The organism is Bradyrhizobium sp. JR4.1 (assembly GCF_040548605.1).
Classification (GTDB): domain Bacteria; phylum Pseudomonadota; class Alphaproteobacteria; order Rhizobiales; family Xanthobacteraceae; genus Bradyrhizobium; species Bradyrhizobium canariense.
The window spans coordinates 139,216-161,667 of record NZ_JBEPRY010000017.1; the positions used below are offsets into that span (position 1 = coordinate 139,216).

General features: G+C 63.9%; 21 protein-coding genes. 12 read left to right on the plus strand and 9 right to left on the minus strand.

What is annotated here, in order from left to right; translation table 11 throughout:
• Nucleotides 1-49: 49 nt before the first annotated feature.
• Entirely contained in the window at nucleotides 50-1,300 is a 1,251-nt protein-coding gene (locus tag ABIB90_RS28385; protein WP_007601579.1) for a flavin-dependent oxidoreductase, read from the plus strand.
• Between the two features lie 2 nt (nucleotides 1,301-1,302).
• Here ABIB90_RS28385 and ABIB90_RS28390 read toward each other — a convergent pair whose 3' ends face one another.
• Nucleotides 1,303-1,758, minus strand: coding sequence for a cupin domain-containing protein (locus tag ABIB90_RS28390; protein ID WP_007601580.1), 456 nt, complete (start codon nucleotides 1,756-1,758; stop codon nucleotides 1,303-1,305).
• 29 nt (nucleotides 1,759-1,787) lie between these two features.
• A complete protein-coding gene (locus ABIB90_RS28395) occupies nucleotides 1,788-2,963 on the minus strand; it encodes an ABC transporter substrate-binding protein (protein ID WP_354201746.1) in 1,176 nt (391 codons plus the stop codon).
• A gap of 247 nt (nucleotides 2,964-3,210) precedes the next feature.
• On the opposite strand from ABIB90_RS28395, the gene ABIB90_RS28400 reads away from it, so the two are divergent.
• The 3 genes from ABIB90_RS28400 to ABIB90_RS28410 all read left to right on the plus strand — a co-directional run bounded on the left by ABIB90_RS28400 (nucleotide 3,211) and on the right by ABIB90_RS28410 (nucleotide 6,042).
• Nucleotides 3,211-3,729, plus strand: coding sequence for a MarR family winged helix-turn-helix transcriptional regulator (locus tag ABIB90_RS28400; RefSeq protein ID WP_219682411.1), 519 nt, complete (start codon nucleotides 3,211-3,213; stop codon nucleotides 3,727-3,729).
• Between the two features lie 147 nt (nucleotides 3,730-3,876).
• Entirely contained in the window at nucleotides 3,877-5,562 is a 1,686-nt protein-coding gene (locus tag ABIB90_RS28405) for a benzoate-CoA ligase family protein (protein WP_354201747.1), read from the plus strand.
• 21 nt (nucleotides 5,563-5,583) lie between these two features.
• A complete protein-coding gene (locus tag ABIB90_RS28410; protein WP_035994404.1) occupies nucleotides 5,584-6,042 on the plus strand; it encodes a RidA family protein in 459 nt (152 codons plus the stop codon).
• A gap of 74 nt (nucleotides 6,043-6,116) precedes the next feature.
• On the opposite strand, the gene ABIB90_RS28415 is transcribed toward ABIB90_RS28410, so the two are convergent.
• Nucleotides 6,117-6,845 (minus strand): CBS domain-containing protein, encoded by a 729-nt coding sequence (locus ABIB90_RS28415; RefSeq protein ID WP_354201748.1) that lies wholly within the window; start codon nucleotides 6,843-6,845, stop codon nucleotides 6,117-6,119.
• A 208-nt stretch (nucleotides 6,846-7,053) separates the two neighbouring features.
• Between ABIB90_RS28415 and ABIB90_RS28420 the strand changes: the two genes are divergently transcribed.
• Nucleotides 7,054-8,901, plus strand: coding sequence for a PHA/PHB synthase family protein (locus tag ABIB90_RS28420; protein ID WP_354201749.1), 1,848 nt, complete (start codon nucleotides 7,054-7,056; stop codon nucleotides 8,899-8,901).
• On the opposite strand, the gene ABIB90_RS28425 is transcribed toward ABIB90_RS28420, so the two are convergent.
• Both ABIB90_RS28425 and ABIB90_RS28430 read right to left on the minus strand, forming a co-directional pair.
• Nucleotides 8,898-9,869, minus strand: coding sequence for a CHAD domain-containing protein (locus tag ABIB90_RS28425; protein ID WP_354201750.1), 972 nt, complete (start codon nucleotides 9,867-9,869; stop codon nucleotides 8,898-8,900). The genes ABIB90_RS28420 and ABIB90_RS28425 overlap by 4 nt on opposite strands.
• 12 nt (nucleotides 9,870-9,881) lie before the next feature.
• Entirely contained in the window at nucleotides 9,882-11,414 is a 1,533-nt protein-coding gene (locus tag ABIB90_RS28430; protein ID WP_354201751.1) for a bifunctional aminoglycoside phosphotransferase/ATP-binding protein, read from the minus strand.
• Nucleotides 11,415-11,608: 194 nt separating this feature from the next.
• Between ABIB90_RS28430 and ABIB90_RS28435 the strand changes: the two genes are divergently transcribed.
• Nucleotides 11,609-12,448 carry a universal stress protein gene (locus tag ABIB90_RS28435; RefSeq protein ID WP_007601593.1) on the plus strand — a complete coding sequence of 280 codons (840 nt, stop codon included), beginning with the start codon at nucleotides 11,609-11,611 and terminating at the stop codon, nucleotides 12,446-12,448.
• Between the two features lie 69 nt (nucleotides 12,449-12,517).
• Nucleotides 12,518-15,211: a bifunctional acetate--CoA ligase family protein/GNAT family N-acetyltransferase gene (locus tag ABIB90_RS28440; protein ID WP_354201752.1), complete on the plus strand. Its 2,694-nt coding sequence runs from the start codon at nucleotides 12,518-12,520 to the stop codon at nucleotides 15,209-15,211.
• Between the two features lie 9 nt (nucleotides 15,212-15,220).
• Here the strand turns inward: ABIB90_RS28440 and ABIB90_RS28445 are convergent, their stop codons facing one another.
• Together ABIB90_RS28445 and ABIB90_RS28450 are read right to left on the minus strand one after the other, a co-directional pair.
• On the minus strand, nucleotides 15,221-15,709 hold the full coding sequence (locus tag ABIB90_RS28445; protein ID WP_354201753.1) for a phage holin family protein: 489 nt from the start codon (nucleotides 15,707-15,709) through the stop codon (nucleotides 15,221-15,223).
• A complete protein-coding gene (locus ABIB90_RS28450; RefSeq protein WP_354201754.1) occupies nucleotides 15,710-15,985 on the minus strand; it encodes a hypothetical protein in 276 nt (91 codons plus the stop codon). It lies immediately after the preceding gene.
• Between the two features lie 175 nt (nucleotides 15,986-16,160).
• On the opposite strand from ABIB90_RS28450, the gene ABIB90_RS28455 reads away from it, so the two are divergent.
• Genes ABIB90_RS28455 through ABIB90_RS28465 form a run of 3 tightly spaced genes read left to right on the plus strand, consistent with a single transcriptional unit; the run spans nucleotide 16,161 to nucleotide 19,174 of the window.
• Nucleotides 16,161-17,297: an MlaE family ABC transporter permease gene (locus ABIB90_RS28455; protein ID WP_354128474.1), complete on the plus strand. Its 1,137-nt coding sequence runs from the start codon at nucleotides 16,161-16,163 to the stop codon at nucleotides 17,295-17,297.
• A 2-nt stretch (nucleotides 17,298-17,299) separates the two neighbouring features.
• A complete protein-coding gene (locus ABIB90_RS28460; RefSeq protein ID WP_219682423.1) occupies nucleotides 17,300-18,067 on the plus strand; it encodes an ABC transporter ATP-binding protein in 768 nt (255 codons plus the stop codon).
• A 3-nt stretch (nucleotides 18,068-18,070) separates the two neighbouring features.
• Nucleotides 18,071-19,174 (plus strand): ABC-type transport auxiliary lipoprotein family protein, encoded by a 1,104-nt coding sequence (locus tag ABIB90_RS28465; protein WP_354201755.1) that lies wholly within the window; start codon nucleotides 18,071-18,073, stop codon nucleotides 19,172-19,174.
• 6 nt (nucleotides 19,175-19,180) lie between these two features.
• Here ABIB90_RS28465 and ABIB90_RS28470 read toward each other — a convergent pair whose 3' ends face one another.
• Nucleotides 19,181-19,498: a c-type cytochrome gene (locus ABIB90_RS28470; RefSeq protein ID WP_007601604.1), complete on the minus strand. Its 318-nt coding sequence runs from the start codon at nucleotides 19,496-19,498 to the stop codon at nucleotides 19,181-19,183.
• 148 nt (nucleotides 19,499-19,646) lie between these two features.
• Between ABIB90_RS28470 and ABIB90_RS28475 the strand changes: the two genes are divergently transcribed.
• The gene (locus ABIB90_RS28475) at nucleotides 19,647-20,357 is read left to right on the plus strand and encodes a helix-turn-helix domain-containing protein (RefSeq protein WP_354201756.1); all 711 of its coding nucleotides are present in this window, start codon (nucleotides 19,647-19,649) and stop codon (nucleotides 20,355-20,357) included.
• A 497-nt stretch (nucleotides 20,358-20,854) separates the two neighbouring features.
• Entirely contained in the window at nucleotides 20,855-21,583 is a 729-nt protein-coding gene (locus ABIB90_RS28480) for a Crp/Fnr family transcriptional regulator (RefSeq protein WP_354201757.1), read from the plus strand.
• Here ABIB90_RS28480 and ABIB90_RS28485 read toward each other — a convergent pair.
• Nucleotides 21,580-22,356 carry a cyclase family protein gene (locus tag ABIB90_RS28485; RefSeq protein WP_354201758.1) on the minus strand — a complete coding sequence of 259 codons (777 nt, stop codon included), beginning with the start codon at nucleotides 22,354-22,356 and terminating at the stop codon, nucleotides 21,580-21,582. The genes ABIB90_RS28480 and ABIB90_RS28485 overlap by 4 nt on opposite strands.
• Between the last annotated feature and the right edge of the window lie 96 nt (nucleotides 22,357-22,452).

Consider the following 22,452-nt stretch of genomic DNA (forward strand, 5'->3'; position numbering starts at 1 on the left):
GTGCGACTTTGGCCGCATTGCCTGGTGTGTACCGAGTGGAGTGAGGGCGATGAAGGCGATTATCGTCGGTGGCGGTATCGGTGGTCTCACCACCGCATTGATGCTGCGCTCGCGGGGCCTCGCTTGCGAGATCTTCGAGCAGTCCGACACCATCCGCGAGCTTGGCGTCGGCATCAATACGCTGCCCCACGCCATGCGCGAGCTGGCAGGCCTCGGTCTGCTCCAGCAGCTTGACGATGTCGCGATCCGCACCGACCAGCTCTATTACCTCAACCGTCACGGCCAGGAAGTCTGGCGCGAGGCTCGCGGCATCGACGCCGGCCACGATGTGCCGCAATTCTCGATCCACCGCGGCCGCCTTCAGGGCGTCATCCATCGCGCCGTCGAGGAGCGGCTCGGGCCGGAGGCCATCCACACCGGCTGCCGCCTCGGCGCCTTCACGCAGGACGAGAGCGGCGTCACCGCTTACTTCTTCGACCGCTCAGGCGCGCACATCCATACCGCGCGCGGCGACATCCTGATTGGTGCCGACGGCATCCATTCGCGGGTCCGTGACACGCTGTTCCCGAGCGAGGGGCCGCCATGCTGGAACGGCCTGATGCTGTGGCGCGGTGCGCGGGATTGGCCGCTATTCCTCACCGGCAAGTCGATGATTGTGGCCGGCGGGCTCAACGCCAAGGTTGTGATCTATCCCATCGCGGAGGGATCGAGCCCGGCGAGCCGTCTCACCAACTGGGCGGTGCTGGTGAGGGTCGGCGAGGGCAATGCCCCGCCGCCGCGCAAGGAAGACTGGTCGCGGCCGGGCCGGCGCGAGGAGTTGATGCCGCATGTCGCGCGCTTCTCGGTGCCCTATGTCGACGTGAAGAGCCTGATCTCCGCCACGCCCGAGTTCTACGAATATCCGACCTGCGACCGCGATCCATTGCCCTATTGGTCGTCCGGCCGAGTCACGCTGCTCGGTGACGCCGCGCATCCGATGTATCCGGTTGGCTCCAATGGCGCCTCGCAGGCCATCCTCGATGCGCGCTGCCTCGCAGACGCGCTGGTGCGCGCCGAGCATCCGCGCCAGGCGTTGCTTGAATACGAGAAGAAGCGCCTGCCCATGACCGCGGACATCGTCCGCTCCAACCGGCGCGGCGGTCCCGAGGGCGTCATCGACGCCGTCGAGCAGCTCGCGCCTGATGGTTTCGACAATGTCGACAACGTGCTGAGCTATTCCCAGCGCGAGGCGATCGTGCGCGGCTATGCTACCAAGGCCGGCTTCGCCGCAGTGCCGGGACTTGCGGCGGTGCGCGCCTGAAGCTAGCCGCCGGGAGGCGGCGGCAGGAAGTGGATGTTGAACTCGGCGGCCATCGCCACCACGTCCTCCGGCTTCTGTTCCTTCATGTTGTGAAGGCCCCAGAACAGGTCGAACAGCTTGCGGGTAGGTGACACCCAGAACAGCACTTTCGCGGTCTGCTCCGACTTGTTGAAGATGCCGTGCGGCACGCCCATACCGAGCCGGATCAGGTCGCCCGCAGTCGCCTGCGACTCGGAATTGCCGAGCATGAAATCGAGCTTGCCCTCCAGCATATAGAGATATTCATCCTGGTCGGGATGGATGTGCGGCGGCACGAACGTGCCCGGCGGCAGCGTCGCATGCCAGGAGAAGCTGTGCTCCGTGTTGCTCTTCGGCACATAGGTCTGGCCGAGGATGTTCCAGGAGATGCCCTGGATTCCCTCATTGGCGCGCGTGATGCCGGTGATTTCGCTCTTCATTGTGATCCTCCCTCAACGCGACGTGCGGCTTAGTTCGCCGCCTTGCAGTCCTTGGCGTAGCGGTCGCCGTAATTCTCGAAGACTTTTTGGACGATCTCGGTCTGGAACTTGCCGTCCGCGCGCTTGGCGACCTTGGTCAGGTAGAAATCCTGGATCGGATAACCGTTGGTGTTGAACTTGAAGGCGCCGCGCAGCGAGGTGAAGTCCGCCTTTTTCAGAGCGGCCGCGACCGCATCCTTGTTCGAGAGATCGCCCTTCACGGCCTTGACGGCGCTGTCGATCAGCATCGCGGCATCATACGCCTGGAAGGCGTAGGTGCCCGGCACGATATTATAGGCGGCCTCGTAGGCAGCGACGAACTTCTTGTTCTGGGGATTGTCGAGATTGGGCGCCCAGTTCGCGCCGCCGAACATGCCGACTGCGGCGTCCTGCTGCGCCGGCAAGGTCGATTCATCCACGGTGAAAGCCGAGAGCACCGGAATGCTGTCGGCGAGGCCGGCCTGCTTGTATTGCTTGACGAGATTGACGCCGAGGCCGCCGGGCATGAACGTGAAGAGCGCATCGGGCTTCTGCGACGAAATCTTGGAAAGCTCCGGCTGGAAATCCAGCGTGTTGAGCGGCATGTAGGATTCTTCGACGATCTCACCCTTGTAGTCGAGCTTAAAGCCCGCGACCGAGTCCTTGCCGGCCTGATAGTTCGGCACCATCAGATACATGCGTTTGTAGCCGCGATCCTGCGCGACCTTGCCGAGGATCTCGTGCACCTGATCGTTCTGATACGAGGTCACATAGAAGAACGGATTGCAGTCCTTGCCGGCAAACGTCGATGGGCCGGCATTGGGGCTGATAAGGAAGGTTTTCGATTCCGTCACCGGCCGGTGGATCGCCTGGAGGATGTTGGAGAAGATCGGACCGACCACGAAGTCGACCTTGTCGCGCTCCAGAAGGCCCTTGACCTTGGTGACCGCTGCGTCCGGCTTCAACTCGTCGTCGACCACGACGACCTCGACATTGCGGCCGCCCATCTTGCCACCGAGATCCTTGACCCCGAGCGCAAAGCCGTCGCGAACCTGTTGGCCGAGCGCGGCGGCGGGTCCCGAGAGGGTCACGATCACACCCAGCTTGATTTTTTCCTGGGCGAGGGAAGGGCTCACCGCGGTGCCAAGCAGCAAGGCGGCTGCGGCCAACGTCATTTGCGTCTTCATGATCGGTCCCCCGTGACGACGGTCTTGCGTTGCAAGCCGCTACTCCAATCCAAGTTTATGCCGATGATTGCTGCCGCGGCAAGCTAAGCTCAACTCGTCATCCTGCGGGCAGCGGTGCATGCAAGCGGCGCGCCAATTATTTGAAGCCTAAAGAAATCGGCATGCGGTCGATTGTTGCGGCTTTAGGCTTGCAGCCGGCGTCGATTTATTTGAAGCTCAAAACGTTGGGAATCCCTGCCGGGCGCCAATGTCGGCCGTGAGTGACTGCATCAACATGCTCGATTCCGAGACCAAGGCCGTCGAAACTCCGGAGGACCACGCCGAAGAGCTTCGGCTGTGGCTGCGCCTCCTGACCTGCACGACCCTGATCGAGGGCGAGGTCCGTGGCCGGTTGCGGCAGCGCTTCGACGTCACATTGCCCCGTTTCGACCTGATGGCGCAGCTCGACAAGGCACCCGACGGCATGACGCTGTCCGACGTCTCCAAGCGCATGATGGTGTCGAACGGCAACGTCACCGGCCTCGTCGAGCGCCTCGTGGAATCCGGTCATCTCGACCGCCGCACGTCGGAGACGGACCGCCGCGTCCAGGTGATCCGGCTGACGAAACTCGGTCGCGCCGAGTTTCGCAGAATGGCCGCGGAACACGAAACCTGGATCGCCGATCTCTTCGCTGATCTGACCCCGAAGGATGTGCGCGAATTGATGCGGCTGCTCGCCAAGACCAAGGCATCGGCGCAGAAATCGGCCGCTCGCCGCCGGGGCTAGGTCCGCGGCCGAGGCACCCGCCCATCCCGTTTGCCACCGGAAAAAGCACGGGATGCCCAAAATCCGCTATTGCGCGAAATTGCTTTAAGCCTAAAATGTTTCCGAGTTAGTGCTGCCGGGTGCTTTCCATGCTGAAAGGAGCGTGCGATGGCCAACGCCGCCAAGGTCTCGAGCTCGCGTGATGACAACGCTGCGACAGCCCATGTCGATATATTCGCGCGGCAGCATCTTCCGCCAGCCGAGCTCTGGCCGGAATTCATCTTCACGCGACCGGAACTGCAATATCCGCCCCGCCTCAACTGCGTCAGCTATTTCCTCGACCGTTGGGTGGAGCAGGGACATGGCGACGCTCCCTGTGTGATCAGCCCCGCCGTCAGCTACACCTATCGTGAGCTGCAAACGGTCGTGAACCGCATCGCCAATGTGCTGGTCGGCAAGCTTGGTCTCGTCACCGGCGGGCGCGTGCTGCTACGCTCGGCCAACAATCCGATGATGGTCGCGACCTATCTGGCGGTGATCAAGGCGGGTGGCATCGTCGTGGCGACGATGCCACTGTTGCGTGCGAAGGAGCTGTCCTATCCGATCCAGAAGGCGGAGATCGTACTTGCGCTCTGCGATGGCAAGCTCGCCGACGAAATGGAGAAGGCGAAAGCCGCAGCCCCCGGCCTCAAGCGCGTATTCTATTGGGGCAACGGCGCCGGCGACTCGCTCGAGGCGCTGATGGGGGATGCAAGTCCGGAGTTCAAAGCTGTCGATACCGCCTCCGACGACGTCTGCCTGATCGCTTTCACGTCGGGCACGACCGGCGATCCCAAGGGCACCATGCATTTCCACCGTGACATGCTGGCGGTGTGCGATGGCTATGCGCGCAACATCCTGCGCGCGGAGCAGAAGGATCGCTTCGTCGGCTCGGCACCGCTCGCCTTCACGTTTGGCTTCGGCGGCGTGCTGTTTCCGATGCACATCGGTGCCTCTTTCGTCGTCCTGGAGAAGACGACGCCCGATGACATTCTGAATGCGATCGAGCGGTACAAGACCACGATCTGTTTCACCGCGCCGACCGCGTACCGGGCGATGATTGGCAAGCTTCCGGGCCGCGATATTTCCTCGCTTCGCAAATGCGTGTCCGCCGGCGAGACGCTGCCCAAGCCGACATTCGATGCCTGGCTGAAGGCGACCGGCATCAAGCTGATGGACGGCATCGGCTCGACCGAGCTGCTGCACATCTTCATCAGCGCGACCGAGGACGAGATCCGCCCCGGTGCGACGGGCAAGCCGGTGCCGGGGTATGAAGCGAAGATCGTCGACGATTCCGGCAATGATTTGCCGCCGGGCACGATGGGGCGGCTCGCGGTACGCGGGCCGACCGGATGTCGCTATCTCGCCGACGAGCGGCAGCGCAAATACGTCCAGAACGGCTGGAACATCACCGGCGACACCTATCTGATGGATAGCGACGGCTATTTCTGGTACCAGTCGCGCTCGGACGACATGATCGTGTCGGCCGGCTACAACATCGCAGGCACGGACGTCGAGGCGGCGCTGCTCACGCATCCCTCCGTCCTCGAGTGCGGGGTCGTCGGCGCGCCGGACGAGGCGCGCGGCATGATTGTGAAGGCCTATGTCATTGCCGCGCCGGGCGTAACGCCGGACTCCGAGCTCGTGGCTGCGTTGCAGGAGCATGTCAAACGGGCGATCGCGCCATACAAATATCCGCGCGCGATCGAGTTCGTGACGCAACTGCCGAAGACCGAGACCGGCAAACTAAAGCGCTTTGCGCTTCGGCAACTGGCGCAGACCGCGGTGGCGTCCTCCGGCGTCGCGGCGGAATGAGAGAAGGATAGAGAATTGTCAGTGACGACGCCGAAAGGCCCGCACCTCGCGGTGCTGCCGACAGCAGCCGAGGACGAAGCCCGCTCCAGGGCGCAGGTGCTCCAGCCGTCCGGTTGGCCGGTGCCGAAAGGCTATGCCAACGGCATGGCCGCCGAGGGACGCATCGTCGTCACTGGCGGCGTCATCGGCTGGGATGCCGAGGAGCATCTCGCGGACGGTTTTGTCGCGCAAGTGCGCCAGACCCTGAGCAACATCGCCGCGATCCTCGCGGAGGCCGGTGCGCAGCCCGAGCATCTGGTGCGCCTGACCTGGTACGTCGTCGACATGGAGGAGTACCTGGCGAACCTGAAAGAGCTCGGCAAGGCCTACCGCACCATCTTCGGCGCGCACTATCCGGCGATGGCGCTGGTTCAGGTCGTCCGCCTCGTCGAGAAGGCGGCGCGCGTCGAAATCGAGGCCACCGCCGTCATCCCGCGCTGAACTGCGGTCCGTGCGTGCTCAGCTTGCCTTGGTCAGCTTGCCTTGGTCAGCTTGCCTTGGTCAGCTTGCCTTGGTCAGCTTGCCTTGGCGAGGTCATCGTCCTCGGGTGAGTTCAGATATATTCCTGACATGGTGTCGACCCAGCAGAGATGGTCATGCACCTTCTTCACGCCGTTGACGTTCTCCGCTGCGACGATCGCGGCCTGTCGCACGCGCTCCTCGGTGATGATGCCGCTGAGATGAACGATGCCGTCGCGGACGATGACGTTCAGCCCGAACGGGCACCAGTCGTTCTTCTCCATGGTATCGATGATGCGGCTGCGAATGTGATCGTCGTCCGCGGTCGGGTCGGGTACGTCTCGGGCGAGGTCCGCCACCGCCTGGAGCAGGTTCGCGCGCGACACGATGCCGACGATCTTGTCGCCGCGGATCACCGGTAGACGCTTCACATTGTTCCGTTCCATGAGATCGACGATCTCGGCAAGTGCCGTATCCTCGGTGATGGTCACTGGTGAACGGGTCATCACCTCCGAGACCTTGCGGCCGTGCTCGTGGACGAAGTCGCTGGCCGATTTGCCGGATCCGAGAATGAACCGCAGCCAGCGCCCTCGCTTGCGTCCCGTGCCGATTTCGCTGCGGCGGATGAAGTCGCCTTCCGAGACCACGCCGACCAGCTTGTCGGCATCGTCGACGACGGTGAGACCGCTGACATGCCGCTTCAGCATGATGTTTGCCGCCTCGACGATGCTGGTGTCTGGGGTAACCGAGATGACCGACCGGGTCATGATCTGATGGGCGCGCATGCCGGACTCCGCTGGCTTGTCGAATGTCGATGCGCGGAGCCTAGCTCTGGCCTCGTGCTGCGGCTTGACGCAGGTCAAAGGATGAATCGGGCTCTTCCCGGTTGAGCAATCGTGATCGATGCCCGGACTTGATGCAGCTCAACGCGCATCCGAAGCCTCGCCATATCCTGCTGCCACGCCGCCAAGAAGCGGGCAGGAACATTCAGCCATGAGCGTCGTGCAGATATTTCCAAGACCCGAAGAGCCGTCCGCGCAGGCTCTCTCCGTCAGTCCTGTTGTTGAGCCCGAAGCCTCTACGACGGCCCCCGAAGCCCTGGCTGGAAGGCCCGTCGCCGCCGATTCCCTGCCTGTATCGGAGCCATACCCTCTTGACCGCGCGTTTCACGCGATGCTGTCGCGGTTGACGGGCGGGATTTCGCCGCTGGCCTTGTCGCTCGCCTGGCTCGATTGGAGCTCTCATCTGGCTGCGGCACCGCAGCGTCAGGTGGAGATGTCGCGCAACGTGCTTCGCGACATGGGCCAGTTTGTGGAAGCCGCCGCGCATGCGACGTCGCAAAAGCCGTGGTCCGTGATTGCGCCGCAGGGGCGGGATCGTCGCTTCAGGGGGCCAGAGTGGGAGGCCGCACCATTCAATCTGCTTGCGCAGGCGTTCCTGCTCGGAGAGCGCTGGTGGCACGATGCCACGACAGGTGTACGTGGCGTGTCGCACGCAAATGAAGCCATCGTCGAATTTTCGATGCGTCAGATGCTTGACATGCTGGCGCCGTCGAATTTTGCGGCGACCAATCCGCAAGTGCTGGAGAAGGCGTTCCGGAGCGGCGGGGAGAATTTCGTATTCGGCTGGCAGAACTGGTGCAGCGATCTGATGCGCCTGCTCTCCGCCGCAAGGCCAGCGGGTGACGAACAGTTTATCGTCGGCGAGACGGTCGCGGCTTCGCCGGGCAAGGTCGTTTACCGCAATGAGTTGATCGAGCTGATCCAGTACCAACCCACGACTGCGCAAGTGCGACCCGAGCCGATCCTGATCGTGCCCGCCTGGATCATGAAGTACTACATCCTCGATCTGTCGCCGCAGAATTCTCTGGTGAAGTATCTGACCAGTCAGGGTTTCACCGTATTCGCGATTTCCTGGCGAAATCCGGATGCCAAAGATCGGGATGTTGCTTTCGACGACTATCGCAAGCTGGGTGTCATGGCGGCGCTGGACATGATCGGCCGGATCCTGCCGGGCCGGAACACCCATGCACTCGGCTACTGCCTGGGCGGCACATTGCTGTCGATCGCCGCGGCCGCGATGGCACGCGATGGCGACAAGCGACTGTGCACGATCACCCTGCTTGCCGCACAGACGGATTTCACCGAGGCCGGCGAGCTGACGCTCTTCATCAACGAGAGCCAGGTCGCCTTTCTCGAGGACCTGATGTGGCAGCGGGGCTATCTGGACACGACGCAGATGGCCGGCGCGTTCCAGCTGTTGCGCTCCAATGAACTGATCTGGTCGCGGCTGTCGCATGACTATCTGATGGGCGAGGGTGCGCCACCGAGCGACCTGATGGCCTGGAACGCCGACGCCACGCGGCTGCCCTTTCGCATGCACTCGGAGTATCTGCGAAAGCTATTCCTGGGCAACGATCTGGCCGAGGGCCGCTATCGTGTCGAGGACAAGAGTGTTTCGCTTTCCGACATCCATGCGCCGATGTTCGTGGTCGGCACGCTCGCCGATCACGTGGCGCCGTGGCGATCGGTCTACAAGATCCACTACCAGGTCGATGCCGACGTGACCTTTGTATTGACCAGCGGCGGCCACAATGCCGGCGTCGTCGCGGCGCCGGACGAGTCCGGCCACAGCTATCAAGTGCTGATCAAGGCCGCCGATGCGCCCTATGTTGGCCCGGACGAATGGTTGAAGCTGGCGCCGCGAGTCGAGGGATCGTGGTGGCCGGAATGGGCCGAATGGCTGGCCGCACGCTCCGGGTCGCCCTGCGATCCGCCGCAGATCGGAGGCGGAGACCTTGACGGTCTGCCGGACGCGCCAGGAGACTACGTCCACACCTAGTCCTCAGGCTCCGCATTCGGCGCAAGGTCGGCGGAGCGGAACGGCTTGGCCTTGTCGAGTTTCCGGTAGGCGCGCGAGGCGGTCCGCAACAGTTTCTTTTCGCGCTTGCGGTTGAGGAAGCGAATGCCCGCCTCGGGGACGGCCCCGTTCAATGACGCCGCCAAGGTTTGCCCCCGCGCATCGTCGTTCAATCGCCCGAGGGATTTTTGCGCCTTGCGCAATTGCTTGAGGATCGACTTCTGCTTCGTCAGCGATTCGTCGGCGAACAGGTCGTCCAGGGACTCGATCGAATAGGTCAGTCGTTTGTTGAGAAGCCGCAGCTTGTGCCGTTTCTCGACGTCGAGCTTGCGGAGCTTGCGTGCTTTCTTGAGCAGCGTTTTTTCCCATTCCGTGAGTTTCACTGTTGCGTGGTCGGCGAGCGTGCAGCGGCGTAGCCTAATAGCTTCCTTGCTGCGCCGGGTCGACCAGGGGCCGCTCTCGATCCAGGCTGAGGTCTGCTCGACGAGCCGGCGATACCGCGCGGATTGCAGCGCGCGCGCCAACTGGCGATGGCTCTCGGCGCGCTTTTCGTCCCAATGCTGGAGCTCGGCAATCACGGTCAACTCGCCTTCACTCTCGGCGATGACCCGCTCGATCGCCACGTCGAGGTCCCGGACCATGCCGAGCTGGCTGTTCAGCCATTTCAGTTCGGTCCAGACCTCCGGCCGAAGGGCATCATCGACCATCGGCGAGAAGAAGCGGATGGCGGTGCGCAGATGCGTCAGTGCAATCCGGATCTGGTGCAGTGCCTCGGGATCGCCGCGGCAGGTGCCGTCATGCTGGGCGAGAACGGCGGCGAGGTGACGGCGGGCGATGATCCGGAAGGCCGTGTCGCAGACCATGCCGGAGCTGAGGCGGCCGGGCAGGGCATTGCGCCTCGCCGCAGGCTTGACGCGCGCGGCCGTCGAACTCGTGCTGGGTCGCGCCATTTGCAGATTGCCTTACTTGCTCTCGGCGATCGCGTCCCGGCAGTTCTGGAGCGTCTGCTCTTGTGTCCCGGATGCATCGATGGTCGCCCAACCGATATGGCCGATATTATAGTGCTCTTGCCGCGCGGCAACCTCTTGCGTGGCGTCGGATGCGTCGCCCCGGCGGGCTCCGATCCGCGCCTGCCGGGTCGCGAGGTCCGCAACCAGAAATAGGCCGCTCAGCGGCACGTTGCGCTCGCGCGCCAGTGCGGCGACCGCGTCTCGTTCGTCCTCGCGGGCGAACACGCCGTCGATGATCGCTGAATGGCCTTGCGCCAGCACCCGCCCGGCGTGCCGAGCCAATATATCGTAAACGCGGGCCGTGACCTCCGGCGTGTATGCGGATGCCGGCAGGCGGTTCGTTTCCTTGACCCCTAACATCTGCTTGCGGACGAGGTCGCTGCGCAGCACGACGGCCCCCGGCTGCGGCGCAATGTCCGGCGCGAGCGCGCGTGCCAAAATCGTCTTTCCGGTGCCTGACAATCCGCCGACTGCAATCAGCCGGGGAGCGGGCGGTTGGATCAGCGCGCGGGCGAGGCCAAAATAGCGCCGTGCCCTGTCGAGAATGCTGGGATCACCGGAATGCGGCGGCTTCAGCCGTGCCAGCGCGACCTGGGCGCGGATCGCCGCCCGGATGGACATGAACAGCGGCAGTGCGGAGAGCGCGTCGAGATTTTTGACCGGAGTCCCGGCGAGATAACGGTTCAGCACGATGTTGGCCGCGCGTGGTTGATCGTGGTGCAACAGGTCCATTAATCCGAATGCGAGATCGTAGAGCACGTCGGTGGTTGCCATCTGCGCATCGAACTCGATGGCGTCGAACAGCACCGGCTGTTCGTCGATCGCCACGATGTTCGCAAGATGCAGGTCGCCATGGCAGCGGCGCACGAAGCCTTGACGGCCGCGCTCTTCGAGCAAAGGCCGAAGGTGGAGGAACGTTGCGTGCGAGTCTCTGCCGAGTTCTGCGATCTCTTCGGCTTCGAAATGATTGCCGGTCCGCAGGCCATTGCTGTTGCCATCGATCAGGCCGGGGATGGAGGAAACCCATGCACTGCCGTCGGCGCGAATAGCCTGCGCATGCGAAGCGGCGATCGCGTCGGCGACAGCCGAGGCAAAAGTGTCATCCAGCGCTCCGGCGTTGGCCAGATGATCCAGCGTCCGGCTTTCGTCGAAGCGCAACATCTCGACCGCATACTCGATCGGCCGGCCGCTTCCGTCGACCTTCACCGATCCATCGGGCTCTTCCGTGATCGCCACGACACGGTGATAGATCTGCGGCGCCAGCGGCCGGTTGATCCTGATCTCCTCCTCACACGCCGCCTTGCGCTTCTCGAGCGTCGAATAATCGAGGAACGGAAACTGCACGGCGCGCTTGATTTTCAGAGCGCGTCTGCCTTCGAGAAAGACCGAAGCTGCGTGCGTATCGATCCGCCTTACGTTCGGATGACCCGCGGAATTGGTGAGCGCCGCAAAGATCCGGTCCTGGGTCGCAGAATCGTCTGTCATTCCAGCTGGTACGTCCAGATGCGTCGGAAGGCGGCTCGCCCCGCGATCAGGGTAATCCATAGAAGCAGATCACGGCCAGTCCTTGACTTCGGTCAACGCCTGTCTCCTTTCCGATCGGTCGGAGTTCTTGGGCTTGACGAGGATCAAGCGTCCCAACCAAAGCCGGCCTATTCTGGCGCCTGAGGAGAATCCCGATGCCGATCAAGGACGTCTTTCTGCCGCTCGTCGGCCAGTCACGCGGCCCGGCCCTTGCTGCGATCGAGAAATGCGTGGCCGTTGCCGCCGACCTCGGCGCCAGGATCACCGCGCTTGCGCTCGAAGAGGATGTTTTCGTGCGGCCGAAGGTGATGCTCCCCGATGATTCCGATGCGGCCGAGCCAAACGGCTCGCTTGGGGCGGGCGACAGTCAGGATCTCCTGGGTGCGTTCACCCGCGCAACCTCCCGCACCGGCATTCGCGCTCAAAGCCGGTCCGCCAAGGTGCCGGCAGACCAGATCGCGACAGTCCTGGCCGAGCACGGGCGCTTCAGCGATCTCACGCTGGTCCCCGTGAAGCCGCACGACAGCCGAACCGAGCACATCATCGAGACGCTCTTGTTCGAATCCGGACGGCCAGTGCTGCTCTGCCCGGAGCAGCATGTGGACGAACTGCGCCCGGAATTCGAGAACGTCATGATCGCCTGGGACCACTCCGCGCGTGCGGCGCGTGCGGTCGGCGACGCGCTGCCTATCCTTCAGGCAGCCGCCCTAGTCCGCGTGGTGACCGTGGCGGACGACAAGTCCGAGGCGATCGTGCAATCCGGGACGGCTCTCGTCGATCACTTGAGGGAACATGGGGTCTACGCCTCGTTTGAAACCGTGGCGGGCGGCGGCAGCTCGATTGGCAAGGTGCTCGGAAGCTGGGCGAATTCCCATGCCATCGATGCGATCGTAATGGGCGCCTACCATCATTCGCGCCTGAACGAGATCGTTTGGGGCGGTGTGACAAAGACCGTCATTGGCGAGCCACCGTGCTGGGTTATGATCTCGTACTAGGCGGGTGGCCAGTTTATCGGCCTGATCGTCAACCATCGGAACCGCCACCGACCGGGCGCATTTGCTTTCATGTCGACCTATCGTCTGAAGAACCTGCTGTCGCCGCGTTCGGTCGCGCTCGTCGGTGCGAGCGCCCGCCCGGTCTCCGTCGGACGCGCCGTTCTGGAGAACATTCGTAAGGCTGGATTCACGGGACAGTTCGGCCTCGTTAATCCGCGCCATGCGGAGATCGGCGGCGTCACGGCCGTGGACAGCCTCGATCTATTGCCGTTCGTGCCCGAGCTTGTGGTTATCACCGCGCCGGCGCGCGCGGTTCCGGGCATTCTCGATCAAGCCGGGCGGCGCGGCTCGGCGGGCGCCCTGATCGTCTCGGCCGGGCTCGGCCATGGACCGGGGTCCCTCCACGGGGCCGCCATCACTGCGGCCCGCAAATACGGCATGCGGCTGATCGGGCCGAACTGCCTGGGCATCATGATGCCCGCCGTGAGCCTCAATGCCAGTTTTGCCGCGCACATGCCGGGGCCCGGGAATCTCGCGCTGATCTCGCAATCAGGCGCAATCGCGGCCGGCATGGTCGATTGGGCCGCGCAGCGCGGCGTCGGCTTCTCCGGCATCGTCTCGATCGGCGATCAGATCGACGTCGATATTGCCGATCTGCTCGACTATTTCGCGATGGATCACAAGACCCGCGCGATCCTGCTCTATATCGAAGCCATCAAGGACGCGCGCAAGTTCATGTCGGCCGCGCGTGCCGCGGCGCGCGTGAAGCCCGTTGTCTTGGTGAAGTCCGGCCGAATGGCGCAGGGCGCGAAGGCGGCTGCCACCCATACCGGTGCGCTTGCGGGCGCCGACGCCGTCTATGACGCGGCGTTCCGCCGCGCGGGCGTCCTGCGGGTCTCCGATCTGCGCGAGCTGTTCGATTGCGCCGAGACGCTCGGCCGCGTCGAGTCGCCGGCGGGAAAGCGCCTCGCCATCTTGACCAATGGCGGCGGCATCGGTGTCCTCGCCATCGACCGGTTGGTCGAACTCGGCGGCATTCCGGCGAGCATCTCGGCGGACGCGCGCAAGAAGCTCGATGACGCGCTGCCGCCGACCTGGTCCGGCGCAAATCCCGTCGACATCGTGGGCGACGCCGATGCGTCGCGCTATGCGGCGGCGCTCGAGGTGCTGCTCGCCGATCCCGACAACGACGCGGTCCTCGTCCTCAACGTGCAGACCGCGATCGCCTCGGCTGCCGATATCGCAACGATGGTGACCGAACGCGTCAAGACATATCGCGAGAAGCACCGCAGTTGGGCCAAGCCCGTGCTCGCCTCGTGGATCGGAGCAGACCAGAACATCATCGAAACACTGTCCGGCGCGGGCATCCCGAACTATCCGACCGAGGATGACGCCGTGCGCGGCTTCATGTACCTCGTGAGGCATCGCGAAGTCGTGGAGGAGTTGAGCCAGGTTCCACCCGCAATGCCCGACACGTTCGTGCCGGACGCACGTGCCGCAAAACAGATCGTCGCTGCCGCCATCGCAGACGGCCGGCAATGGCTCGAACCCGTCGAGATCAAGCACCTGCTTGAAGCCTACGATATCGCGATGGTGCCCACTTACGCCGCGGCCGATGTCGAGCAGGCGGTGGCCTACGCGGAAGACATCTTTGCGCAAGGCGCCACCGTCGTGCTGAAGATCATGTCGCGCGACATCGTCCACAAATCCGATGTCGGCGGCGTCGTGCTCAATCTGACGACGGTCGAGGCGGTGCGCGCCGCCGCCACCGACATTCTCGCTCGGGCGAGAAAGCTGCGTCCCGAAGCTCGCATCGAGGGCGTCATCGTGCAGGCGATGGTCGTCAAGGCGAAGGCGCGCGAGCTGATCCTGGGCCTCGCCGACGATCCGACCTTCGGGACCGTCGTGGTATTCGGCCGCGGCGGGACCGCGGTCGAGATCATCAACGACAAGGCGCTTGCGCTGCCGCCGCTCGATCTGCAACTGGCCCGCGACCTGATCGACCGCACGCGCGTGTCCCGGCTGCTTCGCGCTTACCGGGACGTGCCGGCGGTGAAGCCTGACGCTGTCGCCATGGTCCTGGTCAAGCTGGCGCAGATGGCCGCCGACATTCCCGAGATCCGCGAATTCGACATCAATCCGCTGCTGGCGGATGAAACCGGCGTGACCGCGGTCGACGCTCGCGTCGCGGTCGGGCCGCCGCAACCGAAGTTTGCCGGCTCCGGCGCCGCCAACTTCGCCGTTCGGGCCTATCCGTCCCAATGGGAGCGCCGCCTCAAGCTCAAGGAGGGCTGGCGGATCTTCGCGCGGCCCCTGCGTCCGGAGGACGAGCCGACCATCCACGCATTCCTGCGTCATGTCACGGCGCACGATCTTCGTCTGCGTTTCTTCGCGCCGATGAAGGAGTTCACCCACGAGTTCATCGCGCGCCTGACCCAGCTCGACTATGCGCGCGCGATGGCCTTTATCGCATTCGACGAGGCGAGCGGTGAGATGGTCGGCGTGGTCCGACTCCATTCGGACTCGATCTACGAGAGCGGCGAATATGCGATCCTGCTGCGGTCCGATCTCAAGGGCAAGGGGCTGGGATGGGCCCTGATGCAGCTGATCATCGACTACGCGAGATCGGAGGGGCTCAAGGCGATCTCGGGTGATGTTCTCAGGGAGAACACCACCATGCTGGAGATGTGCCGGCAGCTCGGCTTCGAGGTGAAGCCGGATCCCACTGAACCGGACATTTGCGACGTCAGGCTGAAACTCTGAGCGCGTCCGTCAGGCGCGCGCTTCGGCCGAATTTGCCGCGGGGGACTCCTTGGCCGTTCTCCGCAAAGTCTTGATCAGGACCGCAATCAGCGGCACCAGCACCGGCAAGATCGTGCTGAGCGGATGATGCACGGCGCCCGACATTTGGGCCTGGAATGTGCGTGCCTCGAGCTGAAGAGCTTCGATGGATGCGCCGTGAATCTCGTTGGCGAGTTCGATGTCGCGGCCTGAAGGCGGGCGGCCGGCAATCACAAAGAGAATTGCTGCGATGACAAAATTGACGGCGCCGAGGATGGCGGCCGCGCCAATGGCACTCCAGATCTGCACCAGTGCGAAATAGGCGGACAGCTCCAGCATCAGGAGGCCGAAGGCGGCGATCAGCGCCGCAAAGGCGCGCAGGCCGAGGCCGATCAGCAGGTGGCGCAGTCGGATGTCCGCGATGATCCTGTCGGTACGCCAGAGCACCCGCAGATGTTTGACGACATTTTCGGTGTTCACCTAGTGCCTCCGCAGCATGAAGCCGACGACCACGCCGAGCGCGAAGGCCGAGGCAAGTGATGTGATCGGGCGGTCCGCAATGAGGCCCTGCAGCTGCTGCTGCTCCTCGTCGACGGTCTCACCGAGCTCGGCGAGCGCGGCCCTGATCTGATCGGCAAGCGCCTCCGCGCGGTCCTTCGAACTGTCGAACATCTCCTCGCCGGCCGTGCTCAGCAAGCGTGTGACGTCAATCTTCAGCGTGCGCAGTTCTTCGCTCATCCTGTCGCTGTCGAACATGGATCTGATTTCCCCGTTAGTGGAAACAAACCTAGGACCCACTGGTCCGACCGCGCTTGATTTGCGTCAAGGAGGCAGACGCGTCGTGGTCTTGAGACAGGTCAAACCGGCTGCCACATGCTGGCCTAGAATGACCGGCTGAATGGGGACCGGGTTGTCCCGATGAGGTGGAAGCGTGAACTCCGAACCGCTGTTGCTGGCAACGCCCTCCGGCGAAGAGCTGAAATTGTGCCCGGAAGGGCCGTGGATTGCCGCGAACGTGTCGATGCTGGAGACATTGTCCCGGTCGGTCGGGGCGGACGTCGATCAATCCAGAGCCGTGACCTTGGACATGTCGGGCGTCAGCGCGCTCGACACGCTCGGCGCCTGGGTCCTGGAAAAGCTGTCGCGCAGGGCTTCATCGTCCGGTCGATCGACCGAATTTATCGGGGTCGCCGACCATTTCAGTGGCCTGATGGACGAGGTGCGTCAGGTCAACCGCCACACGCCGCTGCCGACGCCTGCACCTAACCCGGTTCTGCTCAGACTGAACGATCTCGGCAAGTCCACGGTCGGCGCGCGTGAAGACATCACGATCTTTCTTCAAATGCTGGGCGCGTTGTGCATGGCCGTGATCGGCGTGCTGCGCCGGCCGCGCTCGCTGCGACTGACATCGCTGATCTATCAGCTCTATCGCATCGGCTGGCAGGCCATCCCCATCGTCGTGCTGATCACCTTCCTGATCGGCGCCATCATCGCCCAGCAGGGATTTTTCCATTTCCGCAGGTTCGGCGCGGAGTCCTACACCGTCGACATGGTCGGCATCCTGGTGCTGCGCGAGCTCGGGGTGCTGATCGTTGCCATCATGGTCGCCGGCCGCTCGGGAAGCGCCTACACCGCCGAGCTCGGCTCGATGAAGATGCGCGAGGAGATTGATGCGCTCTCGACCATGGGCCTCGATCCCGTCCACGTCCTGATCCTGCCGCGGGTTGCGGCCCTGGTGATTGCGCTGCCGATCCTTGCTTTCATCGGATCGATTGCCGCACTCTATGGCGGCGGCCTGGTCGCGCAGTTCTACGGCGGCATGGCGCCGGCGATCTACATCGCGAGGCTGCACGAGGCGATCTCGGTCACCCATTTCGAGGTGGGCATCCTGAAGGCGCCGTTCATGGCGCTGGTGATCGGAATCGTCGCCTGCAGCGAGGGCTTGCGCGTGAAGGGCAGCGCCGAGTCGCTGGGACGACAGACCACGACGTCGGTGGTCAAGTCGATCTTCCTGGTGATCGTGCTGGACGGCCTGTTCGCGATCTTCTTCGCCTCGATCGGAATGTGATCATGGGCGAATCGCAAGAGCAGTTCGCGATCCGCGTCCGCGACCTCGTGGTCGGCTTCGGCCGGCAGACCGTGCTCGATCATCTGTCGCTCGACGTGCGCCGGGGTGAGATCCTCGGACTCGTGGGGGCGTCCGGTGGCGGCAAGTCGGTGCTGATGCGGACCATCATCGGCCTCATCCCGCGCCAAGGCGGGACCATCGAGGTTACGGGACGGCCAATCGGCGGCCGCACCGAAGGCGCGGCCACGACATGGGGGATTCTGTTCCAGCAGGGCGCGCTGTTCTCCTCGCTGACGGTCCGGCAGAACATCCAATTTCCGCTTCGTGAAAATCTCGTCCTGTCGCAGGAGCTGATGGACGAGATCGCGATCGCCAAGCTCGAAATGGTCGGGCTGCGGGCGCAGGATGCCGATAAATATCCGGCGGAGCTATCCGGCGGCATGACCAAGCGCGTCGCGCTGGCGCGCGCGCTCGCGCTCGATCCGCCGATCCTGTTCCTGGACGAGCCGACCTCGGGCCTCGATCCGATCGCGGCGGGTGATTTCGATGCGCTGATCGCGACCCTGCAAAAGACCCTCGGCTTCACCGTCTTCATGGTTACCCATGATCTGGCGAGCCTGACAACGGTCTGCGATCGGGTCGCTGCTCTTGCCGACGGCAAGATCGTGGCGATCGGTCCGATGCGCGACCTGCTGCAATCCGAGCATCCCTGGGTGCGCGCCTATTTCCATGGCAAGCGCTCGCAGATGCTGCAACACGAGATGAGATGAGACATGGAAACCCGCGCTCCCTACGTGCTGATCGGCAGTTTCGTCCTGGCCGCGATCCTCGCGGTGTTCGGCTTCGTCTATTGGCTGAACAACACCGGCGGCATCGGGCCGCGCACGAGCTATCACGTACAATTCCAGGGCCCGGTGCCCGGTCTTCTGGTCGGAGCCGGCGTACTGTTCAACGGCATCCGCGTCGGCGAGGTTACCCAGCTCGGGCTTGCGCCGGACAATCCACGCTTCGTCAATGCGACGATATCGGTTGCTTCAACCACGCCGGTGCGCGCCGACAGCAGGGTCGGGCTCGATTTCCAGGGGCTGACCGGCGTGCCGGTAGTGACGCTGGAGGGAGGCGTCATCGTCACCAAATCCGGCGAGACCCCGACCTTGATTGCCGAGGCGGGTGCGGGCCAGAGCATGACGCAAGCCGCGCGTGATGCGTTGCGGCGGGTCGACACCGTGCTGGAGGACAATTCGGGTCCGCTGAAGGACACCATCGCCAATCTCAAGACCTTCTCGGACGGGCTTGCGCGCAACACCGGCAAAATCGACGGCATTTTGGCGGGCCTGGAGAAGATGACCGGCGGCGGAACGCCGGCGCAGAAAGTCACCTATGACCTGCGCACGCCGCAGAACCTCGGGCCGGCCGGCAAGACGCTCTCGACGTCACTGGCCATTCCCGAGCCGACGGCGGTCGCCATGCTCCAGACCCAGCGCATGCTGTTCGCCCCTGGCGGCGACAATCCGGGCTTTGCGGACTTCCTCTGGGCCGACAGCATTCCAAAACTGGTGCAGGCGCGGCTGATCGATAGTTTCGAGAACTACGACATCGCCCACGCGCCATTGCGAACGGCCGATCTCGGGCAAGCGGACTATCAGCTGCTGATCGACATCAGGCGCTTCCGCATCGCCACGGAGGGGGAGGCACGGGTCGAGATCGGACTGTCGGCGCGGATCGTCGACAAGAACGGCAAGGTGATCGCCTCGCGTCTCCTCGACACCAGCGAAAAGCTCGACAAGGTCGAACCGGCCGCGGCGGTCGCAGCGTTCGATGTGGCCTTCACACGCATCGCCAAGGAGCTGATCGGCTGGACGGTGCAGGCGGTGTGACGCCGGCTATTCCAGGGTCTTGAGGTAGGACAGGAGATCGTGGATCTGGTCCGGACTGAGCTCGAAGGCCGGCATGTCGGCGTGGCCGGTGTTGATGCCTTCGGCCAGCGCCTCCCCAAGGCTCTCGACGGGATAGCGTTGGTGCAGGGCGCGCAGCGGCGGTGCGATCTTGAGCGGACTGTTCGACGCACGGTCGATCGCGTGGCAGCGCGCGCAATTGGCTCGCGCAAAGGCCTTGCCGCGTTGTTCGGCGGTCGGGGCCGCCACAGCAGGCGTGATCAGAAGCAACCCAATCAACCCGTGACGCAGCGTTCCTTGCAGCATGTAAAGTGACCCCGATTATGTCCGGGAGAAGAATAGGGCGGGGATTCCCTCCAAAATTGATCTGGGTCAACCGGCTTTGGCGCAGTGCAGTAAAATGCAGCCGCGCGACGGAATGGGCCTGATGGCCACCCGGCGCTTGGAGCGGTCGATGAAGCCCATAGTCACGATTGAACCGAACTGGCAGCTCTGCACCGATTGCGCCGTCCGCGCATCAGCGGTTTGTTCGTCGCTGGATGCGGTCGAGCTTCGGGAATTCGAGCATCTCGGCCGGCGCGTCCATTTTTCCTCAGGCGAGACTGTGTTCTCCGAGGAGGACATCACGACCTCGTTCTACAATCTCCTCGAGGGCGTCATGCGGCTGTACAAGCTACTCGCCGACGGCCGCCGGCAGATCGTGGGCTTTGCCTTGCCCGGCGATTTCCTGGGGATGAATATTTCGGGCAGGCACAATTTTTCGGCCGATGCGATCGGCGCGGTGACGGTATGCCAGTTTGCGAAGGCACCCTTCGGCCGTTTCATCGAGCACCGGCTGCACCTCCTCAGGCGGATCAACGAGCTGGCAATTCGCGAGCTGAACCAGGCCCGGGACCACATGGTCCTGCTCGGCCGCCGTTCGGCGGACGAAAAGGTGGCGGCCTTTCTGCTCGGCTGGCGCGAGCGGCTGGTCTCGCTGAAGGGGGCATCGGACACGGTTCCGCTTCCGATGAGCCGCCAGGACATCGCCGACTACCTCGGCCTGACCATCGAGACCGTCAGCCGCACCTTCACCAAGCTGGAGCGCCACGGCGTGATCGAGATCATTCATGGCGGGATCAGCCTGCTCGATCCGGCGAAGGTCGAGGCCCTGGCCGCAGCCTGATTCCGACGCAGCGCGGCTCGATTTTGATCGGGATCAATGCATTCGGCCGCGTGCCCCGAATAATGCCTGAAACCACAGGGGAGGGCATCATGCCGGCTGACGCGTTGCTTATGAGCATCATTGTCGTGGCAATCTTTGTCACATTCGCCGGGGCTCTGGCCTGGGCAGACCGGCAAACCAGCGCGGGCCCGCTCAAGTCAGACGTCAAGCGTCGAAGCTCCTGAGATTAGGGTCGCATTTTGTGGCGCCCGCGGCGCGGGCTATGCCGTGCGAACTCGGGACGATTGGCAGCGCCTCAACGCAAGGCGGCGTGCGGCGCTTGCAACTCTGCATCGACCGGGACGCATTGGCTCATCCTTCGGCTGCCGGCTTCGCCCCTGACCGCGGCATTTTCGCCGCGTTTGCCTCAAATCGAGAGCATGCTTTCCGGTTGAAAAACTGGGCTACACTGACTACGCAGGGACCCCAGTGCCTCGCAGTCTTAGGAGCCCAGTGGCGTGCCTCAGGACAAGACCGGCGACGACCCCCGACAAGCGGCGGGAAATAAATTATCGGTCCTGCGCAAGCACCCGATCTTTGCGGATCTGGAGCCGGAGGCGCTGGATCAGCTCTGCCGTTACGCCAAGCACACCACGGTGAAGCGCGGCGCGACGATCGCCGCCAAGGGCGATCCCGGCAACAACCTGTTTGCGGTGATCACGGGGACGGTGAAGATCTCCTCTTCGTCGCCCGACGGCCGCAACGCCATTCTCAATCTGATCGGTCCCGGAGAGATCTTCGGCGAAATCGCGGTGCTCGACGGCGCCCCCAGGTCGGCCGATGCGACCGCCAACACCAATTGCGAGCTCTACATCATCGATCGCCGGGACTTTCTGCCGTTCGTGAAGAGCCAGCCGGCGCTCGCAATGAAATTCATCGAGCTGCTCTGCGCGCGCCTGCGCTGGACCAGCCAGCAGGTCGAGCAGGTGATCCTGCAAAATCTGCCGGGCCGGCTTGCGAGCGCGCTGCTCGGCCTCACCGAAGAGCGCAAGTTCGACTCCGGCAGCGGCACGCTCGCCATCACGCAGCAGGAGATCAGCGAGATGGTGGGGATGACGCGCGAGAGCATCAACAAGCAATTGCGCGCCTGGGCGGGCCGCAACTGGGTTCGCCTCGAGCACGGGGCCATCGTTGTGCTAGATATGGATGCCTTGCGCGAACTCGCCGAGAGCAGGCTCGACAGCTAGCTGTCGATGATCGCGACCGCGCGGGTCCAGCCTGCGGAGGCCCGCTCGATCTTCACCGGAAAGCACGAGACGGTGAACCCGGTCGAAGGCAGCTGGTCGAGATTGTGCAGCTTCTCGAGATGGCAATAGCCGATGTGCCGCCCCGCCTTGTGGCCCTCCCAGATCAGGCCGGCGTCTTTCGTTTCGGCATATTTCTTCGCGGTGTGGACGAACGGCGCGTCCCAGCTCCAGCCGTCGGTGCCGGTCAGCCGCACGCCGCGTTCGAGCAGATACATGGTGGCCTCATAGCCCATGCCACAGCCTGAGCTGACATAGTCGGCTTGGCCGAACTTGGCGCCGGCGCCGGTGTTGTCGACGACGATCTCCAGCGGCGACAGCGCATGCCGGATCCGCCTCAACTCCTTCTCGACGTCGTCGGCGCTCGCCACGTAGCCGTCGGGCAGATGTCGGAAGTCGAGCTTCACGCCGGGCTGAAAGCACCATTCCAGCGGCACCTCGTCGATCGTCCATGACCGCTCGCCGCGATTCATGGTTGGATTGAAGTGCCAGGGCGCATCGAGATGCGTGCCGTTATGGGTCGACAGCGAGACCTGCTCGACGGCCCAGCCCTGGCCGTCCGGCAGGTCCTGCGCCGTGAGGCCGTCGAAGAACTGCAGCATCCGCGGCAGGCCCTGCTGGTGATCGATGTACTGGATCGTCGGGTGATTGCCCGGCGGATCCGCCGTCACGTCGTTTCTGAGCGGCACGGAGATGTCGATCAGCTTCCGCGGCATGGGCATTCCTCGGGATGGTCCGTCTTGTTTCGCAGCATCTTGAGGGGGCCGCACCGGCGTCGTCAAGCAACGCCTATCAACGCTTCCCGCGCCCGA